Annotated in this window: 13 protein-coding genes and 1 tRNA gene; 10 read left to right on the forward strand and 4 right to left on the reverse strand. The window is 60.0% G+C overall.

What is annotated here, in order from left to right:
* Positions 1-79 precede the first annotated feature (79 nt).
* Positions 80-155: transfer RNA gene (locus BLP23_RS12535), tRNA-Ile, on the reverse strand.
* 155 nt (positions 156-310) lie between these two features.
* Here BLP23_RS12535 and BLP23_RS12540 point away from each other — a divergent pair.
* From BLP23_RS12540 to BLP23_RS12555, 4 genes are all read left to right on the forward strand, one after another.
* A complete protein-coding gene (locus BLP23_RS12540) occupies positions 311-1057 on the forward strand; it encodes an SIMPL domain-containing protein (protein WP_167363880.1) in 747 nt (248 codons plus the stop codon).
* Positions 1058-1299: 242 nt separating this feature from the next.
* On the forward strand, positions 1300-1683 hold the full coding sequence (locus BLP23_RS12545; RefSeq protein WP_039845404.1) for a BRA0787 family protein: 384 nt from the start codon (positions 1300-1302) through the stop codon (positions 1681-1683).
* A gap of 97 nt (positions 1684-1780) precedes the next feature.
* Entirely contained in the window at positions 1781-2182 is a 402-nt protein-coding gene (locus tag BLP23_RS12550) for a DUF4174 domain-containing protein (RefSeq protein WP_092585180.1), read from the forward strand.
* Between the two features lie 88 nt (positions 2183-2270).
* Complete coding sequence (locus tag BLP23_RS12555) at positions 2271-2759, forward strand: heme-degrading domain-containing protein (RefSeq protein WP_092585181.1); 489 nt, start codon at positions 2271-2273, stop codon at positions 2757-2759.
* 193 nt (positions 2760-2952) lie between these two features.
* Here the strand turns inward: BLP23_RS12555 and BLP23_RS12560 are convergent, their stop codons facing one another.
* A complete protein-coding gene (locus BLP23_RS12560) occupies positions 2953-4212 on the reverse strand; it encodes an AGE family epimerase/isomerase (protein ID WP_092585182.1) in 1260 nt (419 codons plus the stop codon).
* Positions 4213-4385: 173 nt separating this feature from the next.
* Here BLP23_RS12560 and metH point away from each other — a divergent pair, with 173 nt between their 5' ends.
* Positions 4386-8159 carry a methionine synthase gene (gene metH / locus BLP23_RS12565; RefSeq protein ID WP_092585183.1) on the forward strand — a complete coding sequence of 1258 codons (3774 nt, stop codon included), beginning with the start codon at positions 4386-4388 and terminating at the stop codon, positions 8157-8159.
* A 15-nt stretch (positions 8160-8174) separates the two neighbouring features.
* On the forward strand, positions 8175-8522 hold the full coding sequence (locus tag BLP23_RS35090) for a type II toxin-antitoxin system Phd/YefM family antitoxin (RefSeq protein ID WP_324613735.1): 348 nt from the start codon (positions 8175-8177) through the stop codon (positions 8520-8522).
* Between the two features lie 12 nt (positions 8523-8534).
* On the opposite strand, the gene BLP23_RS12575 is transcribed toward BLP23_RS35090, so the two are convergent.
* Positions 8535-9296, reverse strand: coding sequence for a GntR family transcriptional regulator (locus tag BLP23_RS12575; RefSeq protein ID WP_092585185.1), 762 nt, complete (start codon positions 9294-9296; stop codon positions 8535-8537).
* Positions 9293-10177 carry a glucosamine kinase nucleotide-binding domain-containing protein gene (locus BLP23_RS12580; protein ID WP_092585186.1) on the reverse strand — a complete coding sequence of 295 codons (885 nt, stop codon included), beginning with the start codon at positions 10175-10177 and terminating at the stop codon, positions 9293-9295. Before BLP23_RS12580 ends, BLP23_RS12575 begins: the two co-directional genes overlap by 4 nt.
* 531 nt (positions 10178-10708) lie before the next feature.
* Here BLP23_RS12580 and BLP23_RS12585 point away from each other — a divergent pair.
* The 4 genes from BLP23_RS12585 (at position 10709) to BLP23_RS12600 (ending at position 15025) form a co-directional block, all read left to right on the forward strand.
* Positions 10709-11968, forward strand: a complete 1260-nt coding sequence (locus BLP23_RS12585) for an ABC transporter substrate-binding protein (protein ID WP_092585187.1) — start codon at positions 10709-10711, stop codon at positions 11966-11968.
* 196 nt (positions 11969-12164) lie between these two features.
* Positions 12165-13109 (forward strand): carbohydrate ABC transporter permease, encoded by a 945-nt coding sequence (locus BLP23_RS12590; protein WP_092585188.1) that lies wholly within the window; start codon positions 12165-12167, stop codon positions 13107-13109.
* 12 nt (positions 13110-13121) lie between these two features.
* Complete coding sequence (locus BLP23_RS12595; RefSeq protein ID WP_074068965.1) at positions 13122-13964, forward strand: carbohydrate ABC transporter permease; 843 nt, start codon at positions 13122-13124, stop codon at positions 13962-13964.
* Positions 13961-15025 (forward strand): Gfo/Idh/MocA family protein, encoded by a 1065-nt coding sequence (locus tag BLP23_RS12600; RefSeq protein WP_092585189.1) that lies wholly within the window; start codon positions 13961-13963, stop codon positions 15023-15025. The genes BLP23_RS12595 and BLP23_RS12600 overlap by 4 nt, the downstream gene beginning before the upstream one ends.
* The last annotated feature ends 8 nt before the right edge of the window (positions 15026-15033 follow it).

Here is a 15033-nt window from a genome sequence, read left to right on the forward strand (position 1 = left end):
TCCCACTTTCATCGAACCGGAATTCCGGTGAGACAAATCTAGGAAAAAACGATGGAAAAACAACGTCCGAAGAAAGAAATGGTGGGCCCGGAGGGACTCGAACCCCCAACCAAGCGGTTATGAGCCGCCGGCTCTAACCATTGAGCTACAGGCCCTCACGTGGCTTTGCCGCGCGGGCAGCGGGGCAATGGCTCCCCGGTGCGGTTTCGCTCTAACGCAATTCGGATGCAGCGACAAGACGCTGCCGCAATAGCTTCACAATCAATCGTCAAAGAGTGAGGCGGGATGGCGACAACCAAGGAGTGAAAAAATGGCGCTACGGACTATCAGAAAAGTGGCTTTCGGCGTGCTGATCGGCATGCCTGCCGCGCTGGCGGGGGCTTCGGCTTCCGCTGCCGACGAAACGAAGCCTCGCGAGGCGGTGATCATGGTCTCGGGCGAGGGGGAATCGGCGCTGGCGCCGGACATGGCGGTACTCAACCTTGCCGTCGTCAAGCAGGCGAAGACGGCGCGCGAGGCGCTCAACGAAAACAACAAGGCGATGGCTGGGGTGCTGGCAGCGCTGAAGAAGGGCGGAATTGCCGGCAAGGACCTGCAGACCTCGGGCTTTTCGGTGCAGCCGCAATATAATTATCCGCAGAACAACGACGGCCAGCCGAAGCCGCCTGAACTGATCGGCTACCAGGTTTCCAACGGGCTGACGGTGCGCGTGCGCGATCTTGGCGAGCTGGGGGGCATCATCGACCAGGCCGTGACGCTCGGCGTCAACCAGGGCGGCGACATCCAGTTCACCAACGACAAGCCGGAAGCGGCAATCGAGGCGGCCCGCAAGGATGCCGTCGCGGCAGCGATCAAGAAGGCAAAGACGCTGACGGAGGCTGCCGGCGTGAAGCTCGGTCGCGTCATCGAAATCAGCGAAAACAGCGCTCGGCCGCTGCCGCAGCCGGTCTATCGCGCGGCGATGATGAAGGAGGCAAGTGACGCTGCTGTACCGGTTCAGGGCGGCGAAAACACTTATAATGTTACCGTCAACGTCACCTTCGCACTCGAGCAGTAAGGTCAATTCTCCACTTCAAAGTGAAAAAAAGCCGTTGATGTTTTTGAGCGATATCAGCGGCTTATCCGTTTTAGGAGGCGTGTCGGCAGCCCTGCGGGCATAAATCGCTTTATCACGCGAGTGTTACACTATAAAATCGATCGTGTTATTCGGTCCGGAAGAGGAACCCTGGGGTTCTGTGTGTCCTGCTTCGATCCCGGCCGATGAGGAGGAACTGGCTTAATCCACAAGAGGAGACAGACATGACGAATGCCTTGCCGCCACTTCACAACGGACACGCCCCGATCACCCTTCAGGAATTGTTCCGCGAAGCGCTCTATGCCTTCGAGGAATGGGATACGGAACTTACCGAGCCGATTGTCACGTTCGAAGGACGGGTCATCCCGATCAGCCTCGTCTTCGAAGCCATGCGCGAATGCGACGACATCGTGCCGATGAACATTGTTGGCGCCGTCACCGAAAGACTGACCAAACCCTGGGAAGGCGAAGGACCGCTCGATCAGATGAGCTTCTCGACGGCCGCCCGCGTCATGCGCGTGCTGGTGCGCAAACGCCTTCTTGCCAACGGCGGCGCCGATATCATGGCCGTCTCCAGCCGCACTGCAGAGCGTAAGCCGCCCGAATGAGCCTTGAGGGATCGCGCCAGGCCGCGGTCCCGTCACGCTCGCAGGGAACCGGTCTCACTTCCAATCGTTGAAGACAGACACGAAGGATGTGAGCACCATGCTAAAATCAATCATACGCGAAATCATGGGTCCGGCGCCGCGTGCGCCCGTTTCGCCGGACTGTCTCAAACCATTCATTGGCACAAAGCGCGTGCTCATCATATTTGCGGATGCGGATGATGATCGCGCAACCGTTCAGGACGAGTTGCTGCGCACCTCGCATCTGCGCTTCATCGAGGATGATATCGAGGTGTTCAGTATCGCCGGCGGCGGGGTGTTTCCGCTTTTCGAAGGCTCCTACGACCTCGACGCCGATGAAATCCGCGATGACCTCGAAGGACCGCAGCCCGGTGAATTCGGTCTTGTCCTGCTCGACCGCGACGGCACGGTGAAGCTGCGCTCCAGCGAGCCTGTGCGGCCCGAGGAAATCATAGGCGCGCTGTCGTCGATGCCGCACTGAGCTTCGGTATCATCACGATTTTGCTTTACTTTTGCCACCGGATGCGGATGTTCTCTGCCGGTTCGATGACGCAAGAGGAGCGAGGTTTATGACCATCGAAGCGGATCTTGGCCGGATCGCTGAGCAGGAAAAGGTGCTGAGCTTCGACGCCTTCGATCTCACCACCGCCTGGCAACTCGGCAAGCTCTTGCAGGAACTCGCGACCGAACGCGGCCTGGGCGTGGCAATCGACGTCACGCTGCATTCCATGCCGGTCTTCTACGCGGCGCTGCCGGGCGCCACCCCCGACAATGTCCAGTGGGTTCGCCGCAAGCGCAATATGGTGTTCCGCTATTGGAAGAGCAGCTATGCCTGTGGCCTGAAGCTGCAGAAGGACGGCAAGACGGTCGAAGACAACGGGCTTTCCGGCGCAGACTACGCACCGCATGGCGGCAGTTTCCCGATCAACGTTAAGGGAACCGGCTGTATCGGCGCCGTCACCGTTTCGGGTTTGCCGCAACGCGACGACCACAATCTCGTCGTGGAGGCGCTGTCATTGATGCTGGCGAAGGATTTGGATACCTTACGGCTGAGATGAGGAATTCAACCGCGAAGCGCCACTTTTACGTGACCTCATTCCCGTCCTTGGCCACGGCGCGCCTGCGCCGTGAACGACTCTCTTTTAGCCCCAATGGGTCTCCCGCGCCATGGACATGGCGCTGCTGGATCTCTGTGACAAGCACAGGATGTTGCGTCTGAGGGAGCGCCCGGCGCCACGCCGGCAACTTGCCTCAAATCCTCCCGCCAGCCTCGATGATGCCCTTGGTCAGGCTGCCGGTCGCCGGGAAGAGCGGGATGAGGCAGGCCTGTAGCGCGTGGTAGATATCGCCCTTGCCGGGGAAGAGGCTGTGAGATGGAACGAGGTCTTCCGTCAATTCTTCGTGCCAGCCGCCGTTCTCATGGTCGATAAAGGCGCGTTCGATGACGTTCCAGATCTTGCGGTAGCTTTGCTCGTGGAAGTCGCTTGGCAGGTGTTCGTTGAGGAAGTGGGCGGCGCCGGCGCCCTCGCAGGCGGGCCACCAGAGCTTGTTGCGCTTGGCGGGCTTGTCGTCCCAATCGAGCGTGTAGAAGAAGCCGCCTTTGTCGTCGTCCCAGCCGAGCGCCATGGATTGTTGGAAGAGGGCCTTCGCCGCGTCCGGCATCCAGTCGTGGCGCTTGCCGCCGAGTGACCAGAGCTGCAGGACAAGCCGGGCCCATTCCAGCCAGTGGCCGGGCGTGGTGCCGGCGGGACGGAACATTTCGTTCGGATGATAGTAATTCTTGTCGAGAGCCCAATCGGCGTTGAAGTGCTCGGCGACGCGCCAGCCGACGGAACCGGCCGCGTGGAGGATGACACGATCGGCGATGCTTTCGGCCTTGGCGAGATATTCCTTGTCGCCGGTTGCCTCAAAGGCGGCCATCAGCGCTTCGGTCAGATGCATATTGGAGTTCTGGCCGCGATAGGCGCCGCCGGCAAGCGGCTGCCAGTCGGCGGTGAACTCTTCGGCGATGGCACCATGCTGCGGCTCCCAGAACTTCGTGTTCAGGATTTCCGTGATGTCGGCCAACATTCCGTCGGCCAGCGGATGGCCGATGGTTTTCGCTGAGGAAGCAGCCAGCAGCACGAAGGCGTGGCCGTAACCCTGCTTGTTGGAATCAACGGGGCCATTGTCGTTCAGCGACCAGATATAGCCGCCATTCTTCTTGTCGCGATGGTGGTTCCAGAGGTACTCCATGCCATGATCGACGACGCCGGCGGCACCCGGACGGCCGAGAAGGACCCCGATCGAGAAGCAGTGGACTGCGCGCGACGCAATATGAATGCTGCGAACCTGTCCCTCGGCATCAAGCGGGTTGCCATGATCGTCGAGATCGTAAAAACCGCCCTTGGGATTGACAGAATTGTGCTGGAAGAAATCGAAAAGGCCACTTGCCTGGGCAAGAAGCCAGTTGCGGTGATAGGCGCGGGCGCTCCAGTTTCCGAGCCCGGTGCCGCCGATTGCAGGTGCCATGTTACTCCTCCGATTTCATGCACAACGCCTTGCGAAAGGCCTATATAGAGCACGCTGTGGTCTGTCACCCGCCAAGCCTTGCAAAACCGGAAACCTCAGGCATATATTGACATAAAGATATCTTTATGTGATTTGGTCACTTTGGTCTTTAAACGACGTCAAGGAGTCCGCCCGTGTTCGACACTCTTTTCGGCCCCGAAGGGGCAAAACGCGACGGAAGCGAAGTCTTTGCAGCTCTGCGGAAAGCCGCGAGCGAGCGAATCCTCGTTCTTGACGGCGCCATGGGCACGCAGATCCAGGGGCTCGGCTACGATGAGGACCAGTTCCGCGGCGATCGTTTCATCGGTTGCGCCTGTCACCAGAAGGGCAATAACGATCTTCTGATCTTGACGCAGCCAGATGCGATCGAGGAAATCCACTACAAATACGCCAAGGCTGGCGCGGATATTCTCGAAACCAATACCTTCTCCTCGACGCGCATCGCGCAGGCCGATTATCAGATGGAAGGCGAGGTCTATGCGCTCAATAAAGAGGGTGCCGAGATCGTGCGCCGCGCCGCTATCCGCGCCGAGCGCGAGGATGGCCGCCGCCGTTTCGTGGCGGGCGCCATCGGCCCGACAAACCGCACTGCCTCGATCTCGCCGGATGTGAACAATCCAGGTTTCCGTGCGATCAGCTTCGACGACCTTCGCATCGCCTATGGCGAGCAGATCGATGGCCTCATCGACGGTGGCGCGGACATCATCCTCATCGAGACCATTTTTGATACGCTGAATGCCAAGGCTGCAATCTTTGCCTGTGAGGAGCGCTTCGAAGCGAAAGGTATCCGCCTGCCGGTGATGATCTCGGGCACGATTACCGATCTTTCCGGCCGCACGCTGTCCGGACAGACGCCTTCGGCCTTCTGGAACTCGGTGCGCCACGCCAATCCGTTCACAATCGGCCTCAACTGCGCGCTCGGTGCCAATGCGATGCGTCCGCATCTGCAAGAGCTCGCGGGTGTTGCCGACACCTTCGTCTGCGCCTATCCGAATGCCGGGTTGCCGAACGAATTCGGCCAATACGACGAGACGCCGGAGCTGATGGCGGCGCAGATCGACAGCTTCGCGCGCGAAGGCCTCGTCAATATCGTCGGCGGCTGCTGCGGCTCGACGCCGGAACATATCCGCGCGATTGCCGAGACGGTTGCCAAGTACAAGCCGCGGCCGATCCCGGAACACCGCCCGTTCATGTCTTTGTCGGGACTCGAGCCTTTCGAACTGACCAAGGACATTCCTTTCGTCAACGTCGGCGAGCGCACCAACGTTACCGGTTCGGCCCGCTTCCGCAAGCTGATCACCAACGCCGACTACAATGCCGCCTTGGACGTCGCCCGCGATCAGGTGGAAAACGGCGCGCAGATCATCGACGTCAATATGGACGAAGGCCTGATCGACTCCGAAAAGGCGATGGTCGAGTTCCTGCACCTGATCGCCGCCGAGCCGGATATTGCCCGGGTGCCGGTGATGATCGACTCGTCGAAGTTTTCGATCATCGAGTCGGGTCTTAAGTGCGTCCAGGGCAAGGCGATCGTCAACTCGATCTCATTGAAGGAAGGCGAGGAGAATTTCCTCGCCCAGGCGAAGCTGCTGCACCGCTACGGTGCGGCCGTCGTCGTCATGGCTTTCGATGAGGTAGGGCAGGCTGATTCTTACGAGCGCAAGGTGAATATCTGCACGCGCGCCTATAAGCTCCTGACCGAGAAGGCGGGCTTTCCGCCAGAGGACATCATCTTCGATCCGAACATCTTTGCGGTCGCGACCGGCATCGAGGAACACAACAATTACGGCGTCGATTTCATCGAGGCGACGCGCACGATCCGCCAGCGCATGCCGCTGGTGCATGTTTCCGGCGGTGTTTCCAACCTGTCCTTCTCGTTCCGTGGCAACGAGCCGGTGCGCGAGGCGATGCATGCCGTGTTTCTCTACCACGCCATCCAGGCGGGTATGGACATGGGCATCGTCAATGCCGGCCAGCTTGCGGTATACGACCAGATCGATCCGCAACTGCGCGAAGCCTGCGAAGACGTCGTGCTTAACCGGCGTCCGGATGGTACCGAGCGCCTGCTCGAAGTCGCCGAGCGTTTCCGGGGCGCAGGCACGAAGGAAGCCAGAGTTCAGGATCTTTCCTGGCGCGAATGGACGGTCGAGAAGCGTCTTGAACACGCTCTGGTCAACGGCATCACAGAATATATCGAGGCCGATACCGAAGAGGCCCGCCAGAAGGCGGCACGTCCGCTGCATGTCATCGAGGGCCCGCTGATGGCCGGCATGAACGTCGTCGGCGATCTGTTCGGTTCCGGCAAGATGTTCCTGCCGCAGGTCGTCAAATCGGCGCGGGTGATGAAGCAGGCGGTCGCCGTACTGCTGCCGTACATGGAAGAGGAAAAGCGCCTCAATGGCGGCGACGAGAGGAAGACTGCCGGCAAGATCCTGATGGCGACGGTCAAAGGCGACGTGCACGATATCGGCAAGAACATCGTCGGCGTCGTGCTTGCCTGCAATAATTACGAGATCATCGACCTCGGCGTGATGGTGCCGGCGACAAAGATTCTCGAGACGGCGACGGCCGAAAAAGTCGATGTCATCGGCCTTTCTGGCCTTATCACGCCGTCGCTCGACGAGATGGTGCATGTAGCAGCCGAGATGGAACGCGAGGGCTTCGATATCCCGCTTCTGATCGGCGGCGCGACAACGAGCCGCGTTCATACCGCGGTGAAGATCCATCCTGGCTATGCAAAGGGCCAGGCGGTCTATGTGACGGATGCAAGCCGCGCCGTCGGCGTCGTCTCGTCCTTGCTGTCTCCGGATACGCGCCAGGGCTATATCGACGATATCCGCGGCGAGTATGCCAAGGTTGCCGCAGCTCATGCGCGCAGCGAGGCCGAGAAGGTTCGTCTGCCGCTTTCCCGCGCCCGCGAGAATGCGCAGCAGGTGGATTGGGCCGCCTACAAGCCGACTAGGCCGCAGTTCATCGGCACCAAGGTGTTCGAGGACTATGATCTGGCTGAGATCGCCAAGTATATCGACTGGACGCCGTTCTTCCAGACATGGGAAATGCGCGGACGCTTCCCAGCAATCCTCGAAGATGAGAAGCAGGGCGAGGCGGCGCGTGCTCTCTGGGCCGATGCGCAGGCGATGCTAAAGAAGGTGATCGACGAGAAGTGGTTCCGGCCGCGCGCCGTCATCGGCTTCTGGCCGGCGAACAGCGCCGGCGACGATATCCGTCTCTTCGCGGATGAGGCGCGCGCTGGAGAGCTTGCGACCTTCTACACGCTCCGCCAGCAGCTTTCCAAGCGCGATGGCCGCCCGAACATTGCGCTGTCGGATTTCGTCGCGCCGGTTTCGAGCGGGGTCGAGGACTATGTCGGCGGCTTCGTGGTGACCGCGGGCATCGAGGAAATTGCGATCGCGGAACGGTTCGAGCGTGCCAACGACGACTACTCCTCGATCCTCGTCAAGGCGATCGCCGACCGCTTCGCCGAGGCCTTCGCCGAGCGCATGCACGAACGGGTCCGGCGCGAATATTGGGGCTATGCCAAGGACGAGACGCTGACCAACGAGCAACTCATCACCGAGGAATATGCCGGCATCCGCCCTGCGCCGGGCTATCCGGCGCAGCCCGACCACACGGAAAAGGCAACGCTCTTTCGCCTGCTCGACGCCGAAAAGGCAGCCGGCGTGAAGCTGACGGAAAGCTACGCCATGTGGCCCGGTTCTTCGGTCTCCGGCCTTTATATCGGCCACCCCGACAGCTACTATTTCGGCGTCGCCAAGGTGGAGCGCGACCAGGTCGAGGACTATGCTGCGCGTAAGGGCATGGAGATTTCCGAAGTGGAACGCTGGCTCGGACCGGTGCTCAACTACGTGCCGCGCAAGGCTGCCGAGGAGATCGACGACGCGGCGTGACGTGTGGCGTATGCGATGTCTTCAGGCTTTGATTCAAGAAACCCGGAAAGTGTTTTCACTTTCCGGGTTTATGTTGCTGATATCTCTAAAGCCCGGGAAATCGGCAGTATATGGAGCAGGATAGGTAAGTCGGCTCAGCATGCGCTGATGACGGTGACTCTCCGCGCCGCAAAGATCGATGTGTTGAAACTGATTGAGGCCGCACGCGCTGGCGATGAAGTGGTGAGTGTGAAGGGACAGAAGCCGGTTGCGTCGCTGACGCCCATCGCGCAGACCTCGCTTCAGATTGGCTTTCTCAAAGAAAGCTATCGGACCGGTCCGAACTTTTTCGAGTTGATGGACGAGGATGACATCGCAGCTTGAAGGTAGCAGGTCTCAGGCCCCGATCGTCAGTTCCGCCACAAAATCATAAGCGTCTCCGCGATAGAGCGAGCGTGTAAATTCAACGGCGCGCCCCGAGCCGAGGTAGGAGATACGCTCGATCGAAAGGCCGGCGGCGCCAACGGGCACGCCAAGCAGATGGGCGTCGGCTTCCTTCATATTGGTGGCTGAGATGCGCTGCACCGCGCGGACGGGACGAACCTGGCGCCTCTCGAGTTCGGCATAGAGCGATGTCGTCACCACGAAAGGGTCCGGTAGGAATTCGCCCGAGACACTGGCATTCTCGATTGCCAGAGGCTGGTCGTCGGCGATGCGCAGGCGGCTCAGCCGCGAGACCTTGATATCGGCGGCGAGGCCGAGGTTCATCATCTCGTCGGGCGAGGGCGTGTGGATGCCCTTATGCAGCCACTCGGAGCGCGAGGTCATGCCGCGGCGGGCCATATCCTCGGTGAAGGAGGTGAGCTGGGACAGCCGCTGTTCGACCTTCGAGACCGGCTTGGCAACGAAAGTGCCGGAGCCGTGGCGGCGTACAAGTAGGCCGTCCGCGACGAGCTCGTCTATCGCCTTGCGGACCGTGACTCGGCTGACGGTTGCGAACTCCGCGATGTCGCGCTCCGGCGGCAAGGCATCGCCGTGGCCGAGCGTGCCGGCGCGAATGGCTTCTTCAAGGGTGCGGCGCAGTTTGACATAGAGCGGGCCGCTGCCGCCGCCTTGAAGGCGCTCGGACGAAAGGATGCTGGCGAAATCATCCGTCATGCCGCACCCTCCTGTCGCTCCTGAAGAAATTTTAATGCGAGATCGATCGCACCCTGGAGGACGTCGCCTTTCGGCTCTCTGAGAAGGACTTTGTGCCGCTCGGCGAGCCAGGGTTCATAGGCCTTTGCGAGGCCGCCGAGCAGGCAGATCGCTGGGCATTCCGGCCAGAGGAGGGCGTCCAGGTTATCGCCGATCGCCGCAGCGGCGTCCTTGATGATGCCGATTGCGATCTCGTCGCCTTGTGCGGCGTAATCGAAGACAAGCGGAGCGTATCGGGCAAACTCCTTGGGTTTCGAGGCGTGGGCGAATTCGACGACGCGTTCGGGGTCATCGCCATACTCAGTCATGAGCTTTACCGTCAGCGGCGAAGACGGGCGCACCTGGTCGTAGGCGAGCAGAGACCTTTCCAATAGGTCGCGGCCGAGGCGCGCGCCGCTTGCCTGATCACCGACGACGAAGCCCCAGCCGCCGATACCTCGCAATTTGCCGTGCCTGCGCGCATTGTAGACCGAGCCGGTGCCGAAGGCGCCGATGACGCCGTCGGAATCGCCGAGGGCGCCCTCGAGCGCGATCAGGGCATCAGTGACGACATGGCCATCTGCAAAGGGCAGGGCTTGCTCGATGCGGGCTCCGTAGTCGCCGACATTGGCCCCCGCGACGCCGATGACGGCGGAGACCTTGGAAAGGGTTTCGGCAGGCAGGCCCGCATCCCGCAGAGCCTCGCGCGCTGACGAGATGATATTGAGGAGAGAGTTGTCGAGATCGGAGAGGATGTTGGCAGGCCCAGCCTTGCCCCGGCCCAGAACGTTGCCCTTGCTGTCCGCAACTGCGGCTCGACAGCTCGATCCGCCCCCATCTATGCCGATTGCCAAATCCGTCATCGAGCCTCCGAACGCTGCATCCTTTTAGATTTTTGCTACAATACCAAAAAAATACCATTTACCAAGCGGAATTGGTTGGAAAATTCTGCAGTAATAGATCATTGATTTTACACGATAAAATTTTTAACTGAAATTTATGGGCGTCAAAAGTTAAAATCGGCTGGACAATTGGTATTTTTTTGGCCTTAATTCCGGAAAAGGGAACAGCACGCAGAGGCAGAGAAAAACTGGCATCAGGAATCAGCCGGTTTCTTTGAGAGAAGGTCGCATCACGATTGCCGCTTCGGCGCAAACGCCATGAAGACCAAGCCGCCTGCAGCTTTTTCCTTAGGAGATTATCGCGCCCGGTTCAGCGTATCGGGAGGGCGCATACGGGCCGGGAGCGTATTTGCTTTCCGTGTCCGTCGAGCTTTCGGGGCCGGCAGGAGCTGCCGGCTCTTCCAAGGGGCGTTGGGTGTAATCCTCAGGCACGCCAACTGCTTGTTTCAGAACCAAGATAGCGCCCTGCGGCGCTTAAAACAGGAGAGGGAAATGAAAAACACTGCTCTGAAAAGCCTGCTGCTTGCCTCCAGTCTGCTCACGTCCGCCGGCTTTGCCTATGCTGCGGATGTCACGCTGACGATCGAAAGCTGGCGCAACGACGACCTGCAGATCTGGCAGGAAAAGATCATCCCGGCCTTCGAAGCCAAGAACCCGGGTATCAAGCTTGTCTTCTCGCCGACCGCGCCGACGGAATACAACGCGTCGCTGAACGCCAAGCTCGACGCCGGATCCGCAGGCGACATCATCACCTGCCGGCCGTTCGATGCCTCGCTCGAACTCTTTAACAAGAAGCAGCTTGCAGACCTAACCAGCCTGCCGGGCATGGAAAACTTTACGCCGGTTGCGAAGGCTGCCTGGTCGACCGACGATGGCAAGTCAACCTTCTGCGTTCCGATGGCTTCGGTCATTCACGGCTTCATCTACAACAAGGATGCCTTCGACAAGCTCGGCATCGCTGTTCCCAAGACGCAGGAGGAGTTCTACGCCGCTCTCGAAAAGATCAAGGCGGACGGCACCTACATCCCGATGGCCATGGGCACGAAGGACCTTTGGGAAGCCGCAACCATGGGCTACCAGAACATCGGCCCGAACTATTGGAAGGGCGAGGAGGGTCGCATGGCCCTTATCGAAGGCAAGAAGAAGTTGACGGATGCCGAATGGGTCGAACCCTACAAGGAACTCGCCAAGTGGAAGCCCTATCTCGGCGACGGCTTCGAAGCGCAGACCTATTCCGACAGCCAGAACCTCTTCACGCTCGGCCGTGCGGCGATCTACCCCGCCGGCTCGTGGGAAATTTCGCTGTTCAACAGCCAGGCACAGTTCAAGATGGGCGCATTCCCGCCGCCGGTTCCCAAGGCTGGCGACACCGGCTACATCTCCGACCATCCGGACATCGGTGTCGGCCTGAATACGAAGAGCGCACATGCCGAGGAAGCCAAGAAATTCCTGAGCTGGGTTGCTTCCCCCGAATTCGCAGACATTTACGCGAACGCGCTGCCGGGCTTCTTCAGCCTGAACTCAAACCCGGTGAAGATGAGTGATCCGCTGGCTCAGGAATTCGTTTCCTGGCGCGGCCCGTACAAGTCGACCGTCCGCTCGACCTATCAGATCCTGCAGCGCGGCACGCCGAACCTGGAAAACGAAACCTGGATTGAATCAGCCAACGTCATCAACGGCACGGATACGCCGGAAGTGGCTGCCGAAAAGCTCCAGAAGGGTCTCGACAGCTGGTACAAGCCGGCCAAGTAAGCCTCCAGCGAGAAGGGCGGCGATCTTGCGCCGCCCAAATTCCTGTGCTCGTCACAGGAACCCAGCCACGCGAAATCTTTCGCGTGAGAAGAGTCTCCCGCGCCGCCGACGCGGCGCAACTGGATCCCTGTGGGATTTTCGGGATAACCCGAGGATAGGGACGAGGGAGAGAACGAAGCAAAGCGAGCCAGAAACAATGACCGATCTGACATCGGAAACCCCGATTTCGCTCAAGCGCCCGGTGCGCTGGCATATCGGCGTCTTTCTTCTCCCGGCAGTCGTCGTCTACTCGGCGATCATGATCCTGCCGTTGATCGAAACGCTCAGGCTTTCGTTCTACAATGTGGTTGACGGCGTGCCCGCCTTCGTTGGCCTTGCGAACTACAAGGTGCTCTTCAGCGATCCACACTGGGCGCATGATTTCTGGAACGCGCTCGTCAACAACGTGATCTTTTTCGCCATTCATATGTGCGTGCAGAATCCGATCGGCGTTGCGCTTGCAGCGCTTCTGTCCACGCCGCGGCTGCGTTTCGTCGCCTTCTACCGCACGGCGATGTTCCTGCCGACACTGCTTTCCTTCGTGATCGTCGGCTTCATCTGGAAGCTGATCCTCTCGCCGATCTGGGGCGTTGCACCCTGGCTGATGAGCCTTGTTGGCATGAAATCCTTCTTTGCGCCCTGGCTCGGCCAGTCCGGCCCGGCGCTGGTCGCCGTCTCGCTGATTTCCAACTGGCAATATATCGGCATCCCGATGATGCTGATCTACGCGGCGCTGCTCAGCATTCCGGAAGAGGTGATCGAGGCGGCGGAATGCGACGGTATCACCGGCTGGGCCCAGTTCTGGAAGATCAAGCTACCGCTCATCCTGCCGGCGATCGGCATCATCTCGATCCTGACCTTCGTCGGCAATTTCAACGCCTTCGACTTGATCTACACGGTGCAGGGCGCGCTTGCCGGCCCCGATAAGTCGACCGACATTCTGGGAACGCTGCTTTACCGCACCTTCTTCGGCTTCCAGCTGCAGCTCGGCGACCGATCCATGGGGGCGACGATCGCGACGACGATGTTCCTAATCATTCTCGCTGGCGTCTCTTTCTATCTTTTTGCCATCCAGCGGCGCATGCGCCGGTATCAGTTCTAAGGAGCGTGGTCCATGTCCAACAGAGCACGCACATCGCCGATCCGCACCGGGCTCGTTCACCTGGCTTTGATCGGTTACACGCTCGTCGCCGTCTTTCCGGTGTTTCTGACGATCATCAACTCGTTCAAGGACCGCAACGCCATCTTCCGTTCGCCGCTGCAGGTTCCGACGCCCTCGACCTTCAGCCTTGTTGGCTATCAGACGGTCCTGGGGCAGGGCGACTTCGCGACTTATTTCCAAAATAGCTTGATCGTGACCGTCGTCTCGATCTTCTTCGTGCTGCTGTTCGGCGCGATGGCGGCGTTCGCCTTGTCCGAATACCGCTTCCGCGGCAACACGCTGATGGGCCTCTACATGGCGATCGGCATCATGATCCCGATCCGTCTCGGAACGGTGGCGATCCTGCAGGGCATGGTGGCGGCGGGTCTCGTCAATACGTTGACAGCGCTGGTTCTCGTCTATACGGCGCAGGGCATTCCGCTGGCGATCTTCATCCTGTCGGAATTCATGCGCACGGTCTCCGATGACCTGAAGAATGCCGGCCGCATTGACGGGCTTTCCGAATACGCAATCTTCTTCCGGCTGGTGCTGCCGCTTGTGCGCCCGGCGATGGCGACGGTTGCGGTCTTTACCATGATCCCGATCTGGAATGATCTCTGGTTCCCGCTGATCCTGGCGCCGGCCGAATCCACCAAGACCGTAACGCTCGGCTCGCAAATATTCATCGGGCAATTCGTCACCAACTGGAACGCGGTCCTGGCTGCGCTGTCGCTGGCGATCCTGCCGATCCTCGTGCTCTACGTCATCTTCTCGCGGCAGCTGATCCGCGGCATCACCTCGGGAGCAGTGAAATGACCGTTTTGCACAAGCCGGTCCGTGTTCTCGTCGCGGGGCTCGGCAATATGGGCCGTAGCCATGCGCTCGCCTATCACAACAACCCGGACTTCGAGATCGTCGGTCTCGTCAACCGCTCGAAGCCGGAGCTTGCGCCGGAGCTACAGGACTACGGCATCTATCCGGACTTCAAGTCGGCGCTGGCCGAGCTGAAGCCCGACCTCTGCTCCATCTGCACCTATTCCGACAGCCATGCCGACTATGCTGTCGCCGCATTCGAGGCCGGTTGCGATGTCTTTGTGGAAAAGCCGCTTGCAACGACCGTAGCCGACGCAGAGCGCGTCATAGCGACTGCGAAGAAGGCCGGGCGGAAGCTGGTGATCGGCTACATCCTTCGCCATCATCCATCCTGGATGAAGCTGATCGAGGAAGCGCGAAAACTTGGGCCGCCCTACGTATTCCGCATGAACCTCAATCAGCAATCCAGCGGCCCGACCTGGGAGACGCATAAATCGCTGATGCAGACGACATCGCCGATCGTGGATTGCGGCGTGCATTATGTCGACGTCATGTGCCAGATCACCGATGCCAAGCCCGTCGAGGTGCGCGGCATGGGGCTGCGGCTTTCCGGCGAGGTCGCGCCGGACATGTACAATTACGGCCACCTGCAAGTGATCTTCGAGGATGGTTCTGTCGGCTGGTACGAGGCCGGCTGGGGACCGATGATCTCGGAGACGGCCTTCTTCGTGAAAGATGTCATGTCGCCGAAGGGAGCGGTCTCGATCGTCATGGACCCGAACGCGAAATCGGACGACATCGACACGCACACCAAGACCTCCGTCATCCGGCTGCATAATGCCGAGACCGGGCCGGATGGCAAGTTCATCAATCCGGACCAGGACATGACGATGGCCGGCGAACCCGGCCATCAGGAGCTCTGCGACCGCGAGCAGTCCTTCATGCTCAAGGCCATTCGCGAGGATCTCGACCTCAATCGTCACATGGCAGATGCCGTTGCATCGCTACGTATCTGCCTCGCCGCCGATGAGAGCGTACGCACCGGAAAACCGGTCAAACTGTAAGGGAAAGA

The sequence above is a fragment of the Rhizobium mongolense subsp. loessense genome, from assembly GCF_900099775.1.
Lineage (GTDB): Bacteria > Pseudomonadota > Alphaproteobacteria > Rhizobiales > Rhizobiaceae > Rhizobium > Rhizobium loessense.

Coding starts and splice junctions, on each gene's coding strand:
- BLP23_RS12540 (WP_167363880.1), top strand. CDS start 311: ATGGCGCTACGGACTATCAGAAAAGTGGCTTTCGGCGTGCTGATCGGC.
- BLP23_RS12545 (WP_039845404.1), top strand. CDS start 1,300: ATGACGAATGCCTTGCCGCCACTTCACAACGGACACGCCCCGATCACC.
- BLP23_RS12550 (WP_092585180.1), top strand. CDS start 1,781: ATGCTAAAATCAATCATACGCGAAATCATGGGTCCGGCGCCGCGTGCG.
- BLP23_RS12555 (WP_092585181.1), top strand. CDS start 2,271: ATGACCATCGAAGCGGATCTTGGCCGGATCGCTGAGCAGGAAAAGGTG.
- BLP23_RS12560 (WP_092585182.1), bottom strand. CDS start 4,212: ATGGCACCTGCAATCGGCGGCACCGGGCTCGGAAACTGGAGCGCCCGC.
- BLP23_RS35090 (WP_324613735.1), top strand. CDS start 8,175: ATGTCTTCAGGCTTTGATTCAAGAAACCCGGAAAGTGTTTTCACTTTC.
- BLP23_RS12575 (WP_092585185.1), bottom strand. CDS start 9,296: ATGACGGATGATTTCGCCAGCATCCTTTCGTCCGAGCGCCTTCAAGGC.
- BLP23_RS12580 (WP_092585186.1), bottom strand. CDS start 10,177: ATGACGGATTTGGCAATCGGCATAGATGGGGGCGGATCGAGCTGTCGA.
- BLP23_RS12585 (WP_092585187.1), top strand. CDS start 10,709: ATGAAAAACACTGCTCTGAAAAGCCTGCTGCTTGCCTCCAGTCTGCTC.
- BLP23_RS12590 (WP_092585188.1), top strand. CDS start 12,165: ATGACCGATCTGACATCGGAAACCCCGATTTCGCTCAAGCGCCCGGTG.
- BLP23_RS12595 (WP_074068965.1), top strand. CDS start 13,122: ATGTCCAACAGAGCACGCACATCGCCGATCCGCACCGGGCTCGTTCAC.
- BLP23_RS12600 (WP_092585189.1), top strand. CDS start 13,961: ATGACCGTTTTGCACAAGCCGGTCCGTGTTCTCGTCGCGGGGCTCGGC.